Raw genomic sequence first — 18,950 nt, 5'->3', positions numbered from 1 at the left:
CAAAGAAATCACCGATGGATTATCTTGGTTGTGGCCGATCTAAAGCTTGGAAGTTTGATTTTACCAAGAAGTGACTCTCCAAGAGCAATTTCTAGATTAACTGAATTTGAATGGTTTCACAAAATTGATACTGAAAACGACATAGTCACACCGGAAATTGATGATTTACTATTAGATGCTCAACAAACTTACCAATCAATTGATGATGTGGTTAAAGGGCTAGGTATTCCTCCAATGGTTGGAATTTTAGAAATCATGTTCAAAGGTACAACAATCAAGAAGAAAGATTATGAAATTGATGAGATTGAAGGGATGGTTGATGATCTTAAAAAAAGAACACCGGCAATTATTGATGAACCATCTAAACTGTTAGAAGAACAAACAACACTAAAACGCTCACTTGAAGAATACACATCACTTAAAGAAACATTAGAAATTGCAAAAAAGCTAAGTATTGATCTTTCAGGATTTGGATTAATGAAGTATTTTTACACAAATCTTTTTGTCATAAACTCTGCTGACTTTGAAGAAATTAGTAGAGCATTAGAAGGAATTACATTTTACAAATACGAACTAGCAAGTAAAGAGAAAGCAGCAATTCTTGTAATTTCTAGCACAGCCGATTCTGATAAAACCCTCAAAGTACTAAGGGGATTTAATGCAAATCCGTTTGTAATTCCAGAAGGAATCTCTCAAATTCCATCTGAAGCATATGCATTAGCAGAATCAAAAATTAAAGAATTATCTGAGAAACAAAAAGCAAATACAAAACAAATTGCAAAGATTACAAAAAAGATTAGACGAGATATTTTAGCAATTCATGAAGAGGCTCAAGTGGCCAAAGATGTTCTAGAAACAATTAGAAAACCATCAGGAACAAAACATTTTGCAGTAATTCAAGGATTCATTCCATCTAAAATGGAGGAGAAATTCAAAGATTCAACTAAACAATGGATGTCAGTAGTTGAAGATATCACTGATCCAAAATTAAAACAAGAAATTCCAACATTATTTGATAATAAAAAATTCGTGAAAACTTTCGAAGTAATTACAGAAAGTCAGGGTATTCCAAAACACGGAGAAGCAGATCCAACTCCAATGATTGCTCTAATGTGGCCAATTTTCTATGGACTAATGTTTGCAGATATGGGCCACGGTCTATTACTAATGGGAATGGGATTATTATTCAAAGTAAAAGGACAAGGTACACTTTCAAGATGGGGTATGTTAATTGCAATATCTGGCGCTTCAGCCGCTATAGCAGGTGTTGGTGCAGGTGAAGCATTTGGATTCCATCTAGATCATATGGGACCTTTGGAAGGTTTGTTAGAAGAAGGTGGAGCATTACATTCAGTTAGTTGGATTGTAGGTATTCTTAGTGTAGCAGAATTAACATTTGATCAAGTCATTAACATACTCAAAGTTTCATTGTTCATTGGAATTGTTCACTTGGTTTGGGCAATGGTTCTAAGAGTAAAGAGATTAGCTGCAGAAGGTCACAAGTTTGTTATGTTTATGGAAGCAATTCCTAACATTACGCTTTATGGTGGAATTGTCGTCATCATGATGTGTGCAATTGGAGCTAACTATGACGTGATGAACATGTATTCCAAAGTTCACACTGAAGCAGTTCCTTGGGTTACAATTTTCTTAGGAGAATGGGCTGAAGTGTGGATAATTACAAGAATTGCAGTTGTGATAATTATTACTTCAATGGTATTGATGATGGTTGGTGGCGTAATGCATGCTAAGAAACATCCTGAAGATGGAGGTTCGGCTGCAAATGTCGTTATGGAAGTATTTCTTGGAAAGACAGTAGAAAGTTTAGCACATACAATTAGTTATGCTCGATTAGGAATTATGTTACTGGTACACGCCGCATTGCTCATGACAGTCAACAATGCATTTCAATCACTTGGAGGTGCAAGTTCAGGTGCTGCAATGGCAATGATAATTGGAGGAAACTTGGGAATTATGATGATTGAAGGATTGATTGTATACATTCAGTCTCTCAGATTGCACTTGTATGAATTCTTTACAAAATGGTATGATGGTGGAGCACAACCATTTAGACAAATTAGACCAGAGTTGATTTACAATCAATTTGTTTGGAAGAAGAAATAGAAAATTCTAATTATTTTCATAAAGATTTACTGTAACTTTTGTAGTCCAAGGCTTTAGATTATCAGGAAAAATTACTAGCAAACCACTATCTTTTTTGATATCGTTACATGTGCCGCTGTAACTCTGTTTATTTTGGGCATAACATCCAGACTCTGTGTAATAATCAAATTCTGAATCAACGAATTGCTCACGCTGAATAGATGATGAAACAAAATACACATCAAACCCTAAATCTTTGTTATCAGTTTTTACACTATAATCATATGATGTAGTATCCCGAGATGTACAAATAGGAAAAAATTGTACATAGCCATTTTTAATTTCTGATTGTTGTTCTGAATTATCATAATTTTTATTCTGAATATCAGGATATACAGAAACTCTAGGATCTGTACTTAGTTGTTGTCCTTGGACATATTCTATTTCATGTCTTACAGTATCGACTGCTTTTCTATACAACATTGGTTGCCATTCTTCTTGACAATTACTGAATTCATGTTTTAATTCAACATATGATTTACCATTAATTTCATGAAGTTGGTTTGAATTGTATTCTTTAGATTCAGCATCAAAAACCTGATTGACATTACTAATTTTATCTGATTTATGCCAAGTGTTTGTTACATCAAAAATAATATTTTTTGAATCACTTTTCCATTCAGATAACAAGTGAACATAAACTGAATACTTGTTTACAACTTCTTGAGTGTCTGATGCAAAAATCAAATGGCCAAAAAAGGCATTTACAAATATAATTGAAAATGCCAGTATAGGAATTATTACATATAGGAATTTTTTCAACATTTTAAAAAATCATGGAAGTAAAAATTGGAATCTAGCACCGGCATCATATGTTTTATCCAACCAAATTCTTCCATCATGGGCATCTATAATTCCTTTACAAATAGAAAGACCCAGACCTGTACCTTCATGCTGAATATATGAGGGAATGTCAAGTTGTGTAAATTTATCAAAGATAATTTCTGATTTGCTTGGTGGAATTCCTATCCCATTATCTGTAACTGATATGATTGTTCCTTCACGTGTAAGTTTGGCACTAATTACAATCTCACCTTTACCTTGAGGAACAAAATCAGTTGCATTTTTAACCAAGTTTGATATAACTTGAGAGATTCTTTTTGGATTACAGATTATTTTCCAAGATTTTTCAAGATCTAGTTTTAGTTTGATATTCTTTTCAGCTGCAAATGGTCTCACACTTTCAAGAACAGTTTCCAGGTAATCTTTTAGATCAATTTCAGTTTTAATTAACGGTATTTGATTTAAATCGAGTTTTTTAATTTCTGTAAAATCAGATAAGAGTTCATTCAAAGTAGTACTGTTTTTCAGTATAGTTTGAATTCTCTCACGCTGTTTATTATTGAGATTTCCATCTTTTTCCAATAAAAGTAGATCACACATGCTAATAATTGGAGTTAGAGGATTTCTAATTTCATGACTTACCATTGAGATTAGTTCATCTCTGAGTTTTTCTTTTTCTTTTAGTTGAGATCTGTCTTTTCTAATTTTATTAGAAAATGTTAGGAAGATGCAGACAAGTCCTGCGATAAGAATCAAAGATACAAGGAAGATAGGCACCATAACATGATTAAAATGAATATTTTGAATCTGTTCGGTTGTAGCTTTGACCACAATATGATCTGTATATTCTGAAGTTTTCTTTCCACCAATCTCTATGGTGTTAACACGCTGGCCATTTTCAACTAGGTAATTTTCCCATGTCTTCTCAAAACTAATTACATTTCCTGTAGTTGGTTCTACCCATAATCTAGAAGTGGTATCTGTATGAATCGTATGTGGTGCAAATTGAGGAAAAGCAAAAGATACGTCTTCATTTTCTGAGACTACTTCAAAAACATAGACTTCTAAATCATAAAGTGTGGTAGTTTCCTTATACACCATTGGATCATTCATGAAGACTGCAGGATGGAAAAAATCATAATCTTTTTTCTCAACTCCAAGAGGAAATGAAAATAATTTACCATCTCTATCTAAATGCATTCTAGTTTTTGCATCTACTTTGTAGATATGTTCCACAATAAACAGTATCTCATTTGTTGCAGCAATTTTACTTGAAACTATAGAGGAGATTGTCAGAGCATCCCCATTTTTTTCTATAATATTTTGCTGTAATGAATCCTTAAGTAAAAATGGCTGAGACAATTCACCATATACATCATCAACCACTTGATTTTGTCCTTCATATTCTCTTTCCATCAAGTAAGTGTCGGAAAATTTTTCCTGTTTTGGAATTTCAATTAAATTCCAATAAGTAATTGCAGTGCCAGCAATAATTGCTATAATAAAAATTTGCAAAAATAGTATTCTTGATTGATTCAATTTCTAATAGAATGTTTGAATTATTTTATTTAAATTCAAGTAATGCATGAGAGATTACAATATTTGTATCATAATTTTTTCTAACGACTCATTTTTTACGCCTATCCATGCCTAATTAGACCCTATATTTCCACGGGTAATTCTGGTTTATTTCCCCATTCACCCCATGAGCCAAGATAAACACGAACATTTTTGAATCCTAATTTTTTCAAAACCAAAAATGTATTGGCAGCTCTATACGCCCCTTGACAATAAGTGATGATTTCAGTATCTTTAGGAATATCATACATTTTTAATAATTCTTCATCATTTTTGAAAGTGCCATCTTTTGTAATATTTTGATTCCAATCAATATTGATAGAATTTGGTATATGGCCAGATTGAGCAGCTCGGATTGTAGTTCCATCATATTCTCCAGTAGAACGGGCATCAAGGATTTTTAGATTATCTAGATTGTCTCGAATATACTCATATCCTGAAATAATATCTGAATTTATTTTTCCTGAAAATTTAGATGGTTTGAAGCCATTAGGTTTTGTCTCAAGAGGAAGATTCTCTTGTTTCCATTTTGTTATTCCTCCATCAAGCATTGAAACATTTTCATGTGAAAAATACATCAACATCCAAACTCCTCTAGCTGCAAGCATTCCAGAAACTGAATCATAAAAAACGACTTTCTTTTCTGGTGTTACCCCAAGAAATGAAAGAAGATGTTGAGATTGATTATTGAAATTCTCAATTCCTTTTTGTGTAGTGTCAATCCAATGAAATGCAAATAAATCCAGATGGACGGCTCCTGGAATATGTCCTTCAGAATATTCTTTGAAAGAACGTGTATCAGCTATGATAACATCAGAGTCATCTAAAATCGAATCAAGTTCAGTTGTTGAGGTTAACATGATTTGGATAAAATGATCAAATGTAAATTGATTTGGATTAAAATAAAAAGAAGAAGAAAAGGGTTTTTTTCTATTCGTTAACGTATGCTCTTTCGCCATGCTGTGCCAAATCGAGACCAATCTCCTCTTCTTTTGGAGTGACTCTGATTCCGCCCGGCCATACGGCATCCATTACTTTAAGGATTACAATTGTAACACCAAAGGCATAGCCTACTGATATTGCAGCACCAATGATGCTGATTGCTTGCTGTTCCATTCCTTCTGCTGTACCAGTCCATGCACCGATACCGTCTCCAGTATCCCAAATGTGTGGACTAGCTAATGTACCAGTCAAAATTGCACCTGTAAGACCACCCATTCCGTGTACTCCCCATACATCTAATGCGTCGTCCCATTTGCGTGCGCTCTTGAATGCGATACATGCATAACAAACTGTACCAGCGGCAATTCCAATTATAATTGCAGCCATTGGACCTACCCAACCTGAGGCTGGTGTGATTGCTACCAATCCTGCTACTGCTCCTGATGCAGCTCCAACAATACTTGGTTTTCCTGTATGTGCCCAAGACATGAGCACCCAAGTTACTGCAGCCATACCAGTTGCTGTATTTGTAACAGTCCATGCGCTGACGGTAATGCCGTCTACCATAACTTCACTTCCTGCGTTGAAACCAAACCATCCAAACCAGAGTATTCCTGCTCCGAGGACTACCATTGGGATATTGTGTGGTTCCATTGGCACTTTGCCATATCCAAGTCTTCTGCCAAGGACTAAGGCTCCTGCCAATGCAGCAAATCCTGAAGAAATGTGTACTACAGTACCACCTGCAAAGTCTAAAGCGTACGATGGTGATAGTTCTGGATCGAGATCAATTGCACCTCCTCCTATGTATCCGCCTCCCCAGACCCAATGTGCTATTGGATCATAAACGAAGGTTCCCCATAAGAGAACGAATATGATTATTGCGCTGAATTTGATTCTGTCAATTAATCCACCAATAATTAGAATTGGTGTAATTATTGCAAATGTTGCTTGGAACATTGCAAATAGTTGGTGAGGTACTGTACCAGGCCAACCTTGACTACAAACATCTCCTTCAACCATTGCATTCATCTGGTAAGCTGCTGACCATGTGTCTGCACATGGACCTGCTTCACCTAATGGTGCGTATGGTGATACCATGTTAAATCCGACATAGTCGAGATTTCCCATGAACATGTTTGCATCTGAATCAATTCCACCAAATGCTAGTGAGTAACCCCATAGAACCCATTGTACTGACATTAGACCCATTACGATTAAGGTCATACCAAGTACATTGACGACGTTCTTTGATCTGGCTAAACCGCCATAAAAGAAGCCGACACCTGGGGACATGAAGAGTACCAAAGATGTTGCTGTAAGCATCCATGCTGTATCACCTGTATCAATTTTACAAGGTAGCATGCTGCCATCTTCTTCATACCAACATTCGTTAAGATTGCCAGTGTAAATTCCACTGGTTCCTTTGACATATCCATCCATACCATCATCAACACTTTGTGCATATGCCTGAGACATAGCACCAACTGCTGTGATAGATACTGCGGCTACAAGTAATAGAGCATACTTGTAGTTCCTAGAATTCATTAAATTAATCGAAATTGAAAATTATTTAAGGGTTGGAAACTAGAAAGCATGCAAAAAAGTAAATAATTATATTTTAGTATATTTTGATAGTAACATAAAATATGATTATTATGATAAAGGTGAGTAAATGAAAGTCAAATCTAAAACGAAATTAGCAATTTTTGATACATTCAAGACAAAAGGTGATGATCTTACTGGAGAAGCAAATAGACAAAGATCGATCATCGCTATTCTTGGAAGTAACGCAAATCCTGCAGAAAGAACTAGAACTGGAATATCTCAAAGAATAGCAAAAAAAGCAGATATTGCATGGAAGAATATCTACTCAGGGATATTTCGAGATCTAGATGAGATCCTACTTCCACTAGGTATTGCAGAAGAAGATGGAAGATTACCTTTGAAAAGAGGTCCAAAAGCATTACAGGAGAAAGGAATTCCATATTATCATTTAACAAAAAAAGGAATCTTAGTTGCACTATCAATTACAGAGGTTAAAAATAAAGAAAATCTCATGAAAGAATTTTTTTCAATGGCTGATTCTAATGAAAAAGAATTCAAAGAAATTCTCATCAATCTGTTGGAATCTAGTCCAAATTTTACCCATTCAATATTTAAAAAATATGTAAAGGCATTTTGTGAGAATAAGATCGATAAATTATTGCCCTTTAATCTTTCAAAATTAAGCCAAATTTCAGATGAATCATTAATTATCCAAAAAGAGATTTTAGATGTATTTTTGAAATTTACTAAACAAGAAAAAGATGAGGCATTAAAGTTCCTAAATAAAATTATTCCAGATGGGCAGTAATATCGCCAAACATTAAAATCGGTTACTCATCACGTTTTTTTAATGGGTAAGAATGTCTATGCATCTGTAAAATCATACAGTCAAAGGGGAAAATTACTAAAAAAGGCTGATTTGCAGACTTTGGCAGAATCAAGAGATCTTGAAGAATTAATGACTCGAATTAAAAATACGATTTATGGCGATGCAATTTCAAATGTCCAAAAGCCATACACCTCTCAGAGCATTGAATCTGGTTTAAGAGGTCATTTAGCAGGAGTTCATTATTCAATTGCAAAGACTGCAGGAGATTCAGATATTTTAGATGCATATTATATGAAATTTATTATTTCAAACTTAAAACAAATTCTCAAAGGTAAAGTTTTAGGAAAATCTCAAGAAGAGATTGAGACTCACATTAATCTTCATGCAGAAGAATTAATCAAACAAAGAGATGTGATAATCAAAGCATTAGTTTCAAAAGATTTGGAAGAAACAGTTGCCAGTCTAAACTCAGTTCAATTTGGTGATGAAATTTCAAAAGCAGCTTCTTTGTATAATGAAACAAAAAATCTTCAAGTTTTTGATACATATTTTGATAAAATTTTGTATCAACAATTAGGACGTGCTTTGAAAAATACTAGAGATAGAGAAGTGATAAAATTAGTTGGAATGGATGTTGACTTTTACAATCTTCTTAGTGTCATTAGAGGTAAATTCTGGGGATTAGATGATTCACAAATTGAAGATTTGATTGTTTCACAAACTCCATCAATTCCTAAAGAGTTACTTCAAAGAATGATGGCATCTGCAACAATTAGAGATGCATTTGCTGAATTATCAAATACAAAATATAAGAATTTGATTCCTGATGTTGATAACGAATTAGATGCTGTAGCTCAATTTGAAAGATCATTTGAGATGGCAATTTACAATTCATCAGCAAGATCATTTACCAAAATGTTCAGTTTTGCCACAATCATAGGAATTACAAAATTAACAGCTTTTGAAGTAAGGAATTTAGCAGCAATTGCTTATGCAGTAGAGCAAAAAATTGCTACTGATATCACAATGTCAAAACTAATTGTAAAAGAATAGTTTTCAAAATGATTAAATTTCCAAAGAAAAAACAAAATATTTCTACAGAGACGTTAATCAACACTATTTGGGTTAGCACATTTTTAGCAATGATTTTTTCAATACCCCCATTAGCGATATTTTTAGGAATATATTTTGGAACAGGAAATCTTGCAGTAGGCGCAGTTTTAGGATTTGCCATGCATTTTGTTATTTTAGCATTTTCAGGTAAAATTTCAAAATTTTTAACTCAAATTTTGAGCTAAACTATAAGTGATCATAGTAATGAAATAATTCATCATGATGGGAGATAGGGATTTTCGAAGTATTGTTGAAAATGCAATAAACTCCATCGGAAAAGAATTAGAAATTAAAATTGATTCAGCAAATATTCAGACTATACATCTACATGAGGCTGTGCAATGCCTAAGAAGGTCATATTATGATAGAATCGATCCTCAAGAAGTTCAGAGAAAAGGATTCAACGAACTTCTTTCAGGATTACTCAGAAAATTACAATATGGAAGTGATCCAAAAGAATTTGACATTGATGATATCAAACTAAAGGGTCAAGTTGACATGCTTATTGATGACTCCATATTCTTGTTCAGAGGAGCAACAACAGAGTTAGAAAATCCCCTAGCAAATGATGTTCTTTATCTGAATGCATGTATGTGGATTTATGATAAACCAGATGGGATTATTGTATACATAACTGGAGATAGAAAAGAAACATCATTTTCCATTTCACGAAACAAAAAAATGTTTGAGGAAATTATTCGAAGAGTTAGAGTTCTAAATGATCTTTTAAAAGAACAAAAAACTCCAATTTTAGAGCCATCATCTGAGTGCTCTGATTGTCAGTATTACGAAAGATGTTTCATGAAAAAGAAAAATGCCAAACAATTAGACCTAGCAGAAATGTTAGGATTTGGCAAGAAAGATTAATGAAAAATTAGAAAAATGTTGTAAAGGAAAAATTCCTTTGATTAATCGAGTGGTTCTGGATGTCCTTTACCACGTAGAGCGAAACACACTACTGCGAGTGCAATTGCGACTCCTGCTGCTGCGCCAAATGCGGCCATACCTGCTTCTGCCATTTGATAAAAAACAATGAAACGGACTTTTATAACTTTGCCAATATTTTTCCTCTAAAAACATAATATCATAATTTTTAGATTTTATGATACTATCTAGTTTATTTCGTAAACTCAAAGTGAAGCTTATTTTCTTGACCGCTAGTCATCGAGCTAAGATTGTAAAATACATCACCAGATACTCTCCATGTTGGAGTATCATCTTCAAAGGCTGCCCACAATTCTGCAGTGTTTCCAGAATTCTTTATCGTCTTAGAATCTTTTAGAATAATTGAGTTTTCACCAAGGAGTGTATAGTAGTTTGATCCAAACTCTACCATTCCTGTAGGTCTACTACCAATTTCGCCACCAGTGATTTGTTCAGTTTCAGAATAACCTGTTTCAAATAATTGATAATCCATGGTTTGTACAATCATTGCACGTTCATTGGAATTTGAGAGTTTGAATGCCACATCAATAGTTACTGATCGCTCTGAAATTTTAGATATTGAAATATCCTCTAATTCAATTTGTATCGGTTTTGCTTGAGGAGTATTTTGAAAATTACCTGAATTTTCTTGTGAAGGAATAATCATTGTAGGTCCTGTTAAAAGAATTCCACCTAAAATTGCAACAAGTATAACAACTGCTATACCAACAAAAATTTTAGGATTCATAATTTTGCATTTCCTCTTGATGTCTTAAATGTTGAGATAGTTATTATACCATTGTAGGAAGAAAAAATTATGCAATATTTTCAAGCAGTACAACAAGGAAAACAAAGAGCCGGAAAATCACAAATGAAGATGTTTGAAGTTGCTGGATTTGCCATGCTAACATTAACAACAAAAAAGATTGATGGGAAATTTCATCCTGTCGGAGAAGAAGAATTTACTGCAGTGATTAGTTCTGAAGATGGTCATGTTGCAGTAATAGTAGATAATGATGGATTTACAAAGGCTCAATCCAAGGCTGTGGAGAAAGAAGAAGCCTTATCAATTTACCAGAAACTACGAGATACTGGAATTCCTGAATATCCAAAAAATGAGATTCAAATCTGGTCTCAAACAAGACCTACAATTCAAAACGATTCTTCTGATTGATTATTTTGAAGGAAGAGCAATCTCAGTGCCAACATCGCCACCTTTAATTGCCTTTTCAATAATTTTTGGATCTGCTTTTAAAATTCGTGTTTTAATTTTTGAACGCTCAATAATTTTAAGAGCAACAATATCCATCAAATCATACCCACCAGCTACAGAATCTTCATGAACTAACATATTTTTTAAATTCTTTAATTCTATTCGTTTGAATTTTTTTGCTTTTTTGAATTTGTTAGGATCCATATCATAGACTCCATCAACATCAGTTGCATTTAGAAACTGCTCAGCTTTGATTTTTTCTGCGATCAATGCTGCAGTACCATTAGTACTTTGACCAGGATGAAGACCTCCTGCTACTACAATTAATCCATCATCTACTGCATGTCTTACTTCTTGTAAAGTAGTTGGCGGATGTGAATATGCTTTATTTTTTAGAGCATAAATCAACAACTTTGCATTAAGTCTTGAAATTTCAATTCCTAGTTCATCAAGAGTAGATTCATCTGCTCCAGAAGATCTTGCATGTGAGATGTAATGTCTAGCAATATTACCACCACCTGCAATTACAATAGGTTGACAGAATTTGCTAATTTTTACTAAAAATGTAGCATAATCTTTTAGAACTTTGACGTTATCCATACCAAAAACTCGCCCAGATAGTTTGATTACAATTCTTTTTTTCATTTTAGATCACCAAGGATTGATTTTGCGGCAATTTCAACTTTTTTTCTGTTCTTTTGATGGGTGTATATTCTAAGTATATTCATGAACCCTGAAATTGCTGAAACCACGGGTATATCAGAAATAGGCATCTCTTTTGCTGAAGATTTTGTACCCTCATTAGTAATCAAAATGATTGATTTTGACTCGTTTTTTGATGGAGCAAGTGGAATTGATGGAGTAACAGAACTATCTACAAAAATTTCATTTTCATCAACTTTGGATTTTTTAGAAATTTCAATTCTGAGTTCATTTGTTCTTGTTTTCTTCAAATTTGTTTGATTTGTAAGTATTCTTTCATATACACATTTTAGCAATTTACGATTTTGATAGTCTTCTGCAAATTGCCTTGCTCGTTTGAGTTTGGAAGATTTGGATGTAATCAACGATGATAGAACATATTCATCAGTTAGTTTAACAAATTCATTGAGATTAAAAGATGTAAAACCGAATTCATCATCAGACAATCTTAATGCTTCAATAAGCATTACCTCTGCTGCACGTACAGTTTTATGAAAATATACTGCTTTGAACATTTGATATCTTGAATGCATCATGGATTCAAAAGAATAAAGCGCTGAACGTTCCAAGGCAAGTTTATTTTTATGAATATCAAGTGATTGTGTAATTCGTTTATGATCTATTTTTGCATGTTCTGCACCTGTAAAATAACCATCTCTTAGCAAATAATCCATCATATCTGCACTCAAAGCGCCTGAAACAATTTCATTTAGATATTGAAATTTGGATTCACCAAATGCTATTTTAGTAATTAGTTTTTTATCAAATCCTGTTTTTGATAAGACATCACCAATTTCAGATTCTAGAATAATTTTTTTGCCATAATCTTCATGAGAAATTTTTTTTTCTTGTATTACTTCTTCAAACAAATGAGAAAAAGGCCCATGACCAATATCATGTAACAAGCCTGCAATTCGTAATAATTGAACATCATCAGAATTTAGGAATCCTTTTTCATTTAATGCAAAACCAGCTTGACTAGCAATATGCATAACTCCAAGAGAATGCTCAAATCTACTATGTTGGGCAGAAGGATATGTTAAATGTGCACCAGAAAGCTGTTTGATTCTTCTTAATCTTTGAAAAAGAGGATTATCAATTATTGGAAGTTCATAATCATAAACACGAATAAAATCATGAATTGGATCAATAATATCTAGATAATTTTTTTTCATATCCCTAATTTCTTTGAAAATGTTTTTAGAATTTCTTCATGGACTTCTTCTTTAGACATAGTGGCATCAATTATTTTCCAATGTTTTTTCTTGGCAACAGTTCGGTAAATATTAGAAATTTTTGTAGAGAATTCTTTATTTTTTTCAAACTTGTCTCGTTTCATTTTCTTTCCTCCAATTTTATTTTGCGGAGTTCTTGAAAATGATTCTTTTTGAGTAACATCAAGTAAAATAACAAGATCAGCCTTTGGAAGACCTTCATCAAGGCTCTCAAGCCATTTTTGCTTTAAACCATTTGCTAATCCATAAACTAAGTTAGAATGATAATATCTATTCATGATTAAAACTGAATTTTTTTCCTCAGCTGCTATAATTGCATCAATCTTTTCCCATCTGTTTGCTGCCAAAAGACAATGAATTACTTGAGGTGGAAATTTTCTTTTTCCATCTAAATATTTTCTAATTTCTTTGCCAATTGGGGTTTCATAGTCAGGGAAATGAAACAGTTTTGTTTTGATTTTTCGTTTTTTAAGAGCTTTTTCTAATAAAATGGATTGTGTTAATTTTCCTGCTTGATCTCCACCTTCAATTACAATAATCATGAGATACCAAAACTGAGAAATTAATTGATTAAAAATCTATCAAGATTTATATCTAAAAATTGAGCACATAACACAAAATGGGACTCGTAAAAGATGTAATCAAAGAGATTGGAAACAAATCAAGAGAATTCTATGAATTTGTTTTACCACCAATGGATATGTATCTCAATGAAAAAAATCTAAAAATTGTAATTGATATTCCTGGATTTACAAAAAATGAAATTGATTTATCACTATGTGGAGATATCCTTTCTATCAATGCAAAAAAAACAATAGATGAAAAAGAATCCGAATCTTTGATATCAAACCAAAGACCAAATGTAATAGATAAAAAAATTAGGCTTCCTGTAGAAATTAAGCAAGGTGAAGAAAAAATTGAATCTGCAAAATATGAAAATGGAATTCTTACATTAATTATCCCTGTTACTAAAAAGGGAAAAGAGATTCCAATAGATTAATTAATATTTTCTAAAAAATCCTGACGCTGCAATAATTAAACCAGAACTTACCATACCGATCACTCCAAGTAATTCATTTGATTGAAAAAGAAATACAGAACCAAGAAATGTTGCAGATGCAAATATGCTTCCACTGATTAAAACCATAGGCCTTCCCTTCTTCATATAGATTTGAACTTCATCCATGAGTTTTTTCATCTCAGGTCCCATTCTAAGTGCAGAGTCAATTGATTTTGAGAAATTATCAAATGAAATTTTTAATTCCTCAACATATGCTCGTGAAATGAGATTTTCTTCTTGTAAAATATTTTTTAAAACTTTGACAAATTTAAAATCAACATCATGAGTTTTGTAAATTCCTTCAATGATAGATGCCATTCTCATATACAAAGCTAAATTCTTTGGCAATACAAATGGGAATTTACTCATTGTTTGGTTTGCAAGTTCCATTAAACTTTGAACTTCCATTTCGTCAGGTTTGTTTCCATGCATTGCACGAATTGAAAGTTCAATTCCTTTTTCAATTACCTCTCTGTTGTAACCAGGAGTTAGCATTGAAAGATCATTCATTGCATTTACTACTCTAGGAGGATTTCTTTCAACTAGTGCAAGATATAGCCTAATCAGTTTGAATCGTGTTTCATTGTTTATTCGTCCTACCATTCCATAGTCATACAAAATGAGTTTTCCATCATCAGTTACGGAAATGTTTCCAGGGTGTGGATCTGCATGAAAAACTGAATGTTTGAGAAGCATTGTGAAAAATACCTTGTGGACATCAATTACAAGTTGTTCTCTATCAATTCCTTTTTCATCTAAGGCTTGAACATTTGTAACCTTAATTCCAGGCAAATATTCCATAGTGAGTACATTTTTTGATGAATAGTCATCATAAACTGATGGTATAATTACATTGGTTGATCCTGCCATATCCTCTTTGATTCTTTTAAGATTCTGTACTTCATTTTTGTAATCCATTTCTTCATAAATTGTTTCAATAAATTGAGAAAGCATTGCTTTTGCTGAATAACGTAAATTTGGATCAACAAATCTTAATGCAAGTGGAAGAACTTTTTTTAGAACTTGAAGATCTTTTGCTACAACTTTTTCAATTCCAGGTCTTTTAACTTTGACAACAATCTGCTGACCAGAAATGGTTCCACGATAAACTTGACCTAATGAAGCACCAGATATAGGATTAGGATCAATGTCATCAAATTTTTCATCGATAGGACCAAGATCTTTTTCAATTATTGGTTTAACTTGATCAAATGGGGCAGATGGAACACTGTCTTGAAGTTTTGAGAGTTCTTCTAAATACGGTTGTGGCAAAATATCTGCTCTTGAAGAAAGCCATTGTCCTAATTTTATGTACACAGGACCTAAAGAAATGAAAGTATTGAGTACTTTTCGTGCATTTTTTCTAAACTGTTCTAAATCAATTTGGTTTTTTTCTTGATTTATCCATTTTTTTCTATCTTTGCGTAATGCAAGAATAGATGGAAGAAGTTTAAAGAGTACTTGAATGGTTCTAGCAGTAGACATATGATTTACTCCAAATAATTTTTAATTTTCTTGGTAGCTAAATATCCAACATATCCAAAAATTATTGAAGAAATTAATCCTGATGATACTGTTGATTTTTTAGAATTGTTACTTGTAAATTTTTTTGCAATTTGTGAACCACCAAAAATTGCACATGCAATACCAATTAAAACTTCAGGAGCATCATAAACCAAATGTCCCATTGGATCTTTACGTGGATCAATTTTATCATTATGAACTAAAAATTTATCACCATATTCTCTAATGTGTAAATTCCCATAACGAAATTGTTTGTCTGCACCATTTTTTTGACCAAGGATTGTTTCTTCAGCTTCTTCTAGCATGAATTCTCGTATCTCTTTGGGTACTTCAATCTCATCGCCAGGCATAATCGCAAGATCCAGCAATTGCTTATAATCTTACGGTCAAAAATTGACAGTCTAAGACCAAAAACGATTTATTTTTTGGTTATCGCTGATAAGATTGTTAAAAAATGGTATTTAGATCTCGCTGATGATTTCTACGTATATTATTTATTCAAATAAAATTAATTTATTTCAAATAGATAGGATGGAGGCTTTTACTTACAAAAGACCTCACACCATCTATTACATATAGAAATTAAGATCACTAGAGTTGATTTTTTGTAAACATTACAAAACTAATTGAAAATGCTACCAACATGATAATTCCAGTAACATATGCATAGTTGAATCCATCACCAGGATGAGTTTCTTGATGATAATAATTAATTAAAAAAGTTACAACTAAGAAAATTACTCCTAAAATTGTAAATTTTTGATGTTTTTCCAATGAAAATTTTATTGTAAATAACTATATGAATTTAGGAAAATTTTCAGATCTTATAGTAATGGTGTTGTGATAAACCCTACAATACTACCTGCTAGAAAGAGAAAAATGCCCTTTGCCATACCCAATATTATCCCCTTAAGATATGATATAATTATGATCTAAATTTCCCAAATGTGGAAATTATCTTTACTATGGATCAGATTCCATTTTAGACAATTTTGTAAGCACTTGTTCTAATTCTACTTTGTTTTCTTCAATTACACGTTTTATTACTTCAATCTCACGATTAATTTGATCTATATGAACATCATCTGAATTTTTAATTTGTTTTTCTAAATCATTTAGAATTTTTTGGTTTTGTTGATTAATTTTTTCTAATTCATTTTTGTATGATTCTAATTTTTCATATTGATTAGTAATTTCAGGAACATCAATGTATTCTTGAGAAGTTAGAAAACCCAATGAAACTATTACACCTCCAACTGATAAAACTACAATGAGAAGGATAATTATTAATCTCAATTTATTATTCCTTATTTCTCTGTTTTAAATTTAAAATTATGTCTTCAATTGGCCTTAATTGCTGCTTTTTTACGCCTACGAATTATGTAAAATGCAGCTCCTATCACCAAAAGAATTGGGATAACTATAATTGTTGGGTCAGTAGAATTTTCATCTTCATTTGATGGTGCCTTTACAGTAATTGTTGCATTATGATTTAGAAATATCTCATCTCTTGTACTGTCTTTGTATCTAACAGTGATAGTAATATCATGTTCACCGTATTGCGGTTCACCATCAAATTCAATTGGAATATTAAATGGAACTGGTGCATCTGTTTCAATTTCATCAATGAATTGAGTTGATGATTTAATGTTAGAGTCACCTTTAGACTCAATAGATACAAAACCAAATAATCCATCTTCATTACCTTCGTTAATAATTTCACCAATCACCATTTGATTGCCTGATAATTCTATAACATCAACATTGAAAATTCTTAAATCAATCAAACCTTTAATGTAAAAATCAACAATTTTTGAAACTTGATGTAAATCACCATGTGTATTATAGTATGAAATTGATAAAGGGATTCTTAGAGTATCGCCTTTCAATGATTGAGGAACATATACAGTTGCAGTTAGATATTTTGCGGTTTTTGGAGGAATGTTTCCAATGTCCCAGCTTGATTCTAAAATTACAACATTTTCAATATTAGTAGTTGAAGATGATGTTGATGCAAGTTCTGTTTGTGTATTAGTTGCAATGATATCTACACCTGAAAGTGGAGCAGTGCCATCATTTGCAATTTCAATAACTACATGATTAGATCGTAAAGAGGTAAGAAAAGGTTCTTGAGCTTTGACATTAATTACACTATCACCTGTTACTTTAAAATCAAAATTAGCAAAAGCAGTTCGAACACCAGATTCTCTTAATCGTGAATAATCAACTTTCACAGTTCCAGGGTATTGCTGGATTTGAGCATTATTATCAATATTTACAAAAAATGTTAAGTGGAAATTCTCTCCTGCTAAGGAATTTGAATCACTATCTGCATGAATCAATGCGCCTGGACCATCAGATGCTGAAAAACCAAATGGTAATGACAACTGACCTCTAATTCCAGTTATATCTTGGGTTCCTACGTTTGCAAATACAACTGTAAATGGAACATTACTATCACCTGCTTCAACTTCAATTTTTTCACTTATTGTACCAAAATAAGCATCTAAAAATTTTACATCACCAAAGTCTCTTTCAAAAGGAGATTGTCCAAATCCTCCTGAAGTGATTTGTGCATATGAATTATTAAAAATAAGTGGTAACAACCCAATTACAAGTAATGATAAAATAATTTTAGAATTCATTATACTGCTATCTCCATTTCAGATGGAAGATCACCTTCAAATGCTTTACCATCTTTAATTGTAATTACTCTATCAACATCTCCAAAGTGTTCTCTATCGTGTGTGACAATTATGAATGTCTGGTTCAGTTTTTTTGCCATTGATTTCATTAGTTGAACTATAGTTGCCGAAGTAATAGAATCAAGATTACCAGTTGGCTCATCAGCTAATACTATTGATGGTTTATTGATTAAACCTCTTGCAATTGCAACTCTTTGAGCTTGTCCACCAGAAATTTTATTTGCACGTTTGTATATTTGATCTTCAAGTCCAACTGCTTTCAGTAAATCTATTGCATCTTTTTCACCAGTGTTATTGCCTGCAATTTGTAAAGGTAACAAAACATTTTCTAAAACTGAGAGATCAGTAAGTAGATTTGAAAATTGAAAAATAAAACCTAGTTTCTTATTTCTAAATGAAGAAATTCTATCATCGTTAAGTGTAGTAGTGTCAATCCCATCAATTGCAATTTTACCTTTTGTTGGATGATCTAATAATCCAATCATGTTTAGTAATGTAGATTTACCAGATCCAGAGCTTCCAACAATTAAAACAAATTCTCCTTGTTTAATTGAAAATGAAACATCATCAAGAGCTTTTACTCGATTATCGGCTTCACCGTAAATTTTACTCATATTATTAATTTCAAGTA

At 32.4% G+C, this 18,950-nt stretch carries 21 protein-coding genes; 7 read left to right on the top strand and 14 right to left on the bottom strand.

Annotated features, from left to right (window positions below; genetic code table 11):
- Positions 1 to 24: 24 nt before the first annotated feature.
- Entirely contained in the window at positions 25 to 2,124 is a 2,100-nt protein-coding gene (locus ACW9W4_RS02850) for a V-type ATP synthase subunit I (protein WP_457761019.1), read from the top strand.
- Between the two features lie 6 nt (positions 2,125 to 2,130).
- Here ACW9W4_RS02850 and ACW9W4_RS02845 read toward each other — a convergent pair whose 3' ends face one another.
- The 4 genes from ACW9W4_RS02845 to ACW9W4_RS02830 all read right to left on the bottom strand — a co-directional run bounded on the left by ACW9W4_RS02845 (position 2,131) and on the right by ACW9W4_RS02830 (position 7,014).
- Positions 2,131 to 2,850, bottom strand: a complete 720-nt coding sequence (locus ACW9W4_RS02845) for a hypothetical protein (protein WP_457761018.1) — start codon at positions 2,848 to 2,850, stop codon at positions 2,131 to 2,133.
- 87 nt (positions 2,851 to 2,937) lie between these two features.
- The gene (locus ACW9W4_RS02840) at positions 2,938 to 4,461 is read right to left on the bottom strand and encodes a porin PorA family protein (RefSeq protein ID WP_457761017.1); all 1,524 of its coding nucleotides are present in this window, start codon (positions 4,459 to 4,461) and stop codon (positions 2,938 to 2,940) included.
- Between the two features lie 146 nt (positions 4,462 to 4,607).
- A complete protein-coding gene (locus ACW9W4_RS02835) occupies positions 4,608 to 5,384 on the bottom strand; it encodes a sulfurtransferase (protein WP_457761016.1) in 777 nt (258 codons plus the stop codon).
- Between the two features lie 70 nt (positions 5,385 to 5,454).
- Complete coding sequence (locus tag ACW9W4_RS02830; RefSeq protein ID WP_457761015.1) at positions 5,455 to 7,014, bottom strand: ammonium transporter; 1,560 nt, start codon at positions 7,012 to 7,014, stop codon at positions 5,455 to 5,457.
- Between the two features lie 127 nt (positions 7,015 to 7,141).
- Between ACW9W4_RS02830 and ACW9W4_RS02825 the strand changes: the two genes are divergently transcribed.
- The 4 genes from ACW9W4_RS02825 to ACW9W4_RS02810 are packed head-to-tail and all read left to right on the top strand — an operon-like array spanning position 7,142 to position 9,823.
- Positions 7,142 to 7,822: a hypothetical protein gene (locus ACW9W4_RS02825; protein ID WP_457761014.1), complete on the top strand. Its 681-nt coding sequence runs from the start codon at positions 7,142 to 7,144 to the stop codon at positions 7,820 to 7,822.
- A 42-nt stretch (positions 7,823 to 7,864) separates the two neighbouring features.
- The gene (locus ACW9W4_RS02820) at positions 7,865 to 8,896 is read left to right on the top strand and encodes a V0D/AC39 family V-type ATPase subunit (RefSeq protein WP_457761013.1); all 1,032 of its coding nucleotides are present in this window, start codon (positions 7,865 to 7,867) and stop codon (positions 8,894 to 8,896) included.
- Between the two features lie 8 nt (positions 8,897 to 8,904).
- On the top strand, positions 8,905 to 9,141 hold the full coding sequence (locus tag ACW9W4_RS02815) for a hypothetical protein (RefSeq protein ID WP_179362625.1): 237 nt from the start codon (positions 8,905 to 8,907) through the stop codon (positions 9,139 to 9,141).
- A 34-nt stretch (positions 9,142 to 9,175) separates the two neighbouring features.
- Positions 9,176 to 9,823 carry a Dna2/Cas4 domain-containing protein gene (locus ACW9W4_RS02810; protein ID WP_457761012.1) on the top strand — a complete coding sequence of 216 codons (648 nt, stop codon included), beginning with the start codon at positions 9,176 to 9,178 and terminating at the stop codon, positions 9,821 to 9,823.
- A 250-nt stretch (positions 9,824 to 10,073) separates the two neighbouring features.
- Here the strand turns inward: ACW9W4_RS02810 and ACW9W4_RS02805 are convergent, their stop codons facing one another.
- On the bottom strand, positions 10,074 to 10,628 hold the full coding sequence (locus tag ACW9W4_RS02805; protein WP_457761011.1) for a hypothetical protein: 555 nt from the start codon (positions 10,626 to 10,628) through the stop codon (positions 10,074 to 10,076).
- 69 nt (positions 10,629 to 10,697) lie between these two features.
- On the opposite strand from ACW9W4_RS02805, the gene ACW9W4_RS02800 reads away from it, so the two are divergent.
- Entirely contained in the window at positions 10,698 to 11,054 is a 357-nt protein-coding gene (locus tag ACW9W4_RS02800) for a hypothetical protein (RefSeq protein ID WP_457761010.1), read from the top strand.
- On the opposite strand, the gene pyrH is transcribed toward ACW9W4_RS02800, so the two are convergent.
- The 3 genes from pyrH to tmk are packed head-to-tail and all read right to left on the bottom strand — an operon-like array spanning position 11,055 to position 13,572.
- Positions 11,055 to 11,738, bottom strand: coding sequence for a UMP kinase (pyrH, locus tag ACW9W4_RS02795; RefSeq protein ID WP_457761009.1), 684 nt, complete (start codon positions 11,736 to 11,738; stop codon positions 11,055 to 11,057).
- Positions 11,735 to 12,970, bottom strand: coding sequence for an HD domain-containing protein (locus ACW9W4_RS02790; protein ID WP_457761008.1), 1,236 nt, complete (start codon positions 12,968 to 12,970; stop codon positions 11,735 to 11,737). The genes pyrH and ACW9W4_RS02790 overlap by 4 nt, the downstream gene beginning before the upstream one ends.
- Complete coding sequence (gene tmk / locus ACW9W4_RS02785; RefSeq protein ID WP_457761007.1) at positions 12,967 to 13,572, bottom strand: dTMP kinase; 606 nt, start codon at positions 13,570 to 13,572, stop codon at positions 12,967 to 12,969. Before tmk ends, ACW9W4_RS02790 begins: the two co-directional genes overlap by 4 nt.
- Positions 13,573 to 13,649: 77 nt before the next feature.
- On the opposite strand from tmk, the gene hsp14 reads away from it, so the two are divergent.
- Positions 13,650 to 14,030, top strand: coding sequence for an archaeal heat shock protein Hsp14 (gene hsp14, locus ACW9W4_RS02780; RefSeq protein ID WP_457761006.1), 381 nt, complete (start codon positions 13,650 to 13,652; stop codon positions 14,028 to 14,030).
- On the opposite strand, the gene ACW9W4_RS02775 is transcribed toward hsp14, so the two are convergent.
- The 6 genes from ACW9W4_RS02775 to ACW9W4_RS02750 form a co-directional block, all read right to left on the bottom strand.
- Positions 14,031 to 15,575, bottom strand: coding sequence for an ABC1 kinase family protein (locus ACW9W4_RS02775; RefSeq protein ID WP_457761005.1), 1,545 nt, complete (start codon positions 15,573 to 15,575; stop codon positions 14,031 to 14,033). It lies immediately after the preceding gene.
- A gap of 5 nt (positions 15,576 to 15,580) precedes the next feature.
- Positions 15,581 to 15,964 carry a hypothetical protein gene (locus tag ACW9W4_RS02770; protein ID WP_457761004.1) on the bottom strand — a complete coding sequence of 128 codons (384 nt, stop codon included), beginning with the start codon at positions 15,962 to 15,964 and terminating at the stop codon, positions 15,581 to 15,583.
- A gap of 241 nt (positions 15,965 to 16,205) precedes the next feature.
- On the bottom strand, positions 16,206 to 16,388 hold the full coding sequence (locus ACW9W4_RS02765) for a hypothetical protein (RefSeq protein ID WP_457761003.1): 183 nt from the start codon (positions 16,386 to 16,388) through the stop codon (positions 16,206 to 16,208).
- Between the two features lie 189 nt (positions 16,389 to 16,577).
- Positions 16,578 to 16,910 carry a hypothetical protein gene (locus ACW9W4_RS02760; RefSeq protein WP_457761002.1) on the bottom strand — a complete coding sequence of 111 codons (333 nt, stop codon included), beginning with the start codon at positions 16,908 to 16,910 and terminating at the stop codon, positions 16,578 to 16,580.
- Positions 16,911 to 16,954: 44 nt separating this feature from the next.
- Positions 16,955 to 18,259, bottom strand: coding sequence for a COG1361 S-layer family protein (locus ACW9W4_RS02755; protein WP_457761001.1), 1,305 nt, complete (start codon positions 18,257 to 18,259; stop codon positions 16,955 to 16,957).
- Positions 18,259 to 18,933 (bottom strand): ABC transporter ATP-binding protein, encoded by a 675-nt coding sequence (locus ACW9W4_RS02750; protein ID WP_457761000.1) that lies wholly within the window; start codon positions 18,931 to 18,933, stop codon positions 18,259 to 18,261. Before ACW9W4_RS02750 ends, ACW9W4_RS02755 begins: the two co-directional genes overlap by 1 nt.
- Between the last annotated feature and the right edge of the window lie 17 nt (positions 18,934 to 18,950).

This window comes from Candidatus Nitrosopumilus sp. bin_7KS (genome assembly GCF_054095835.1).
This window is presented reverse-complemented; position numbering and strand designations above follow the sequence as displayed.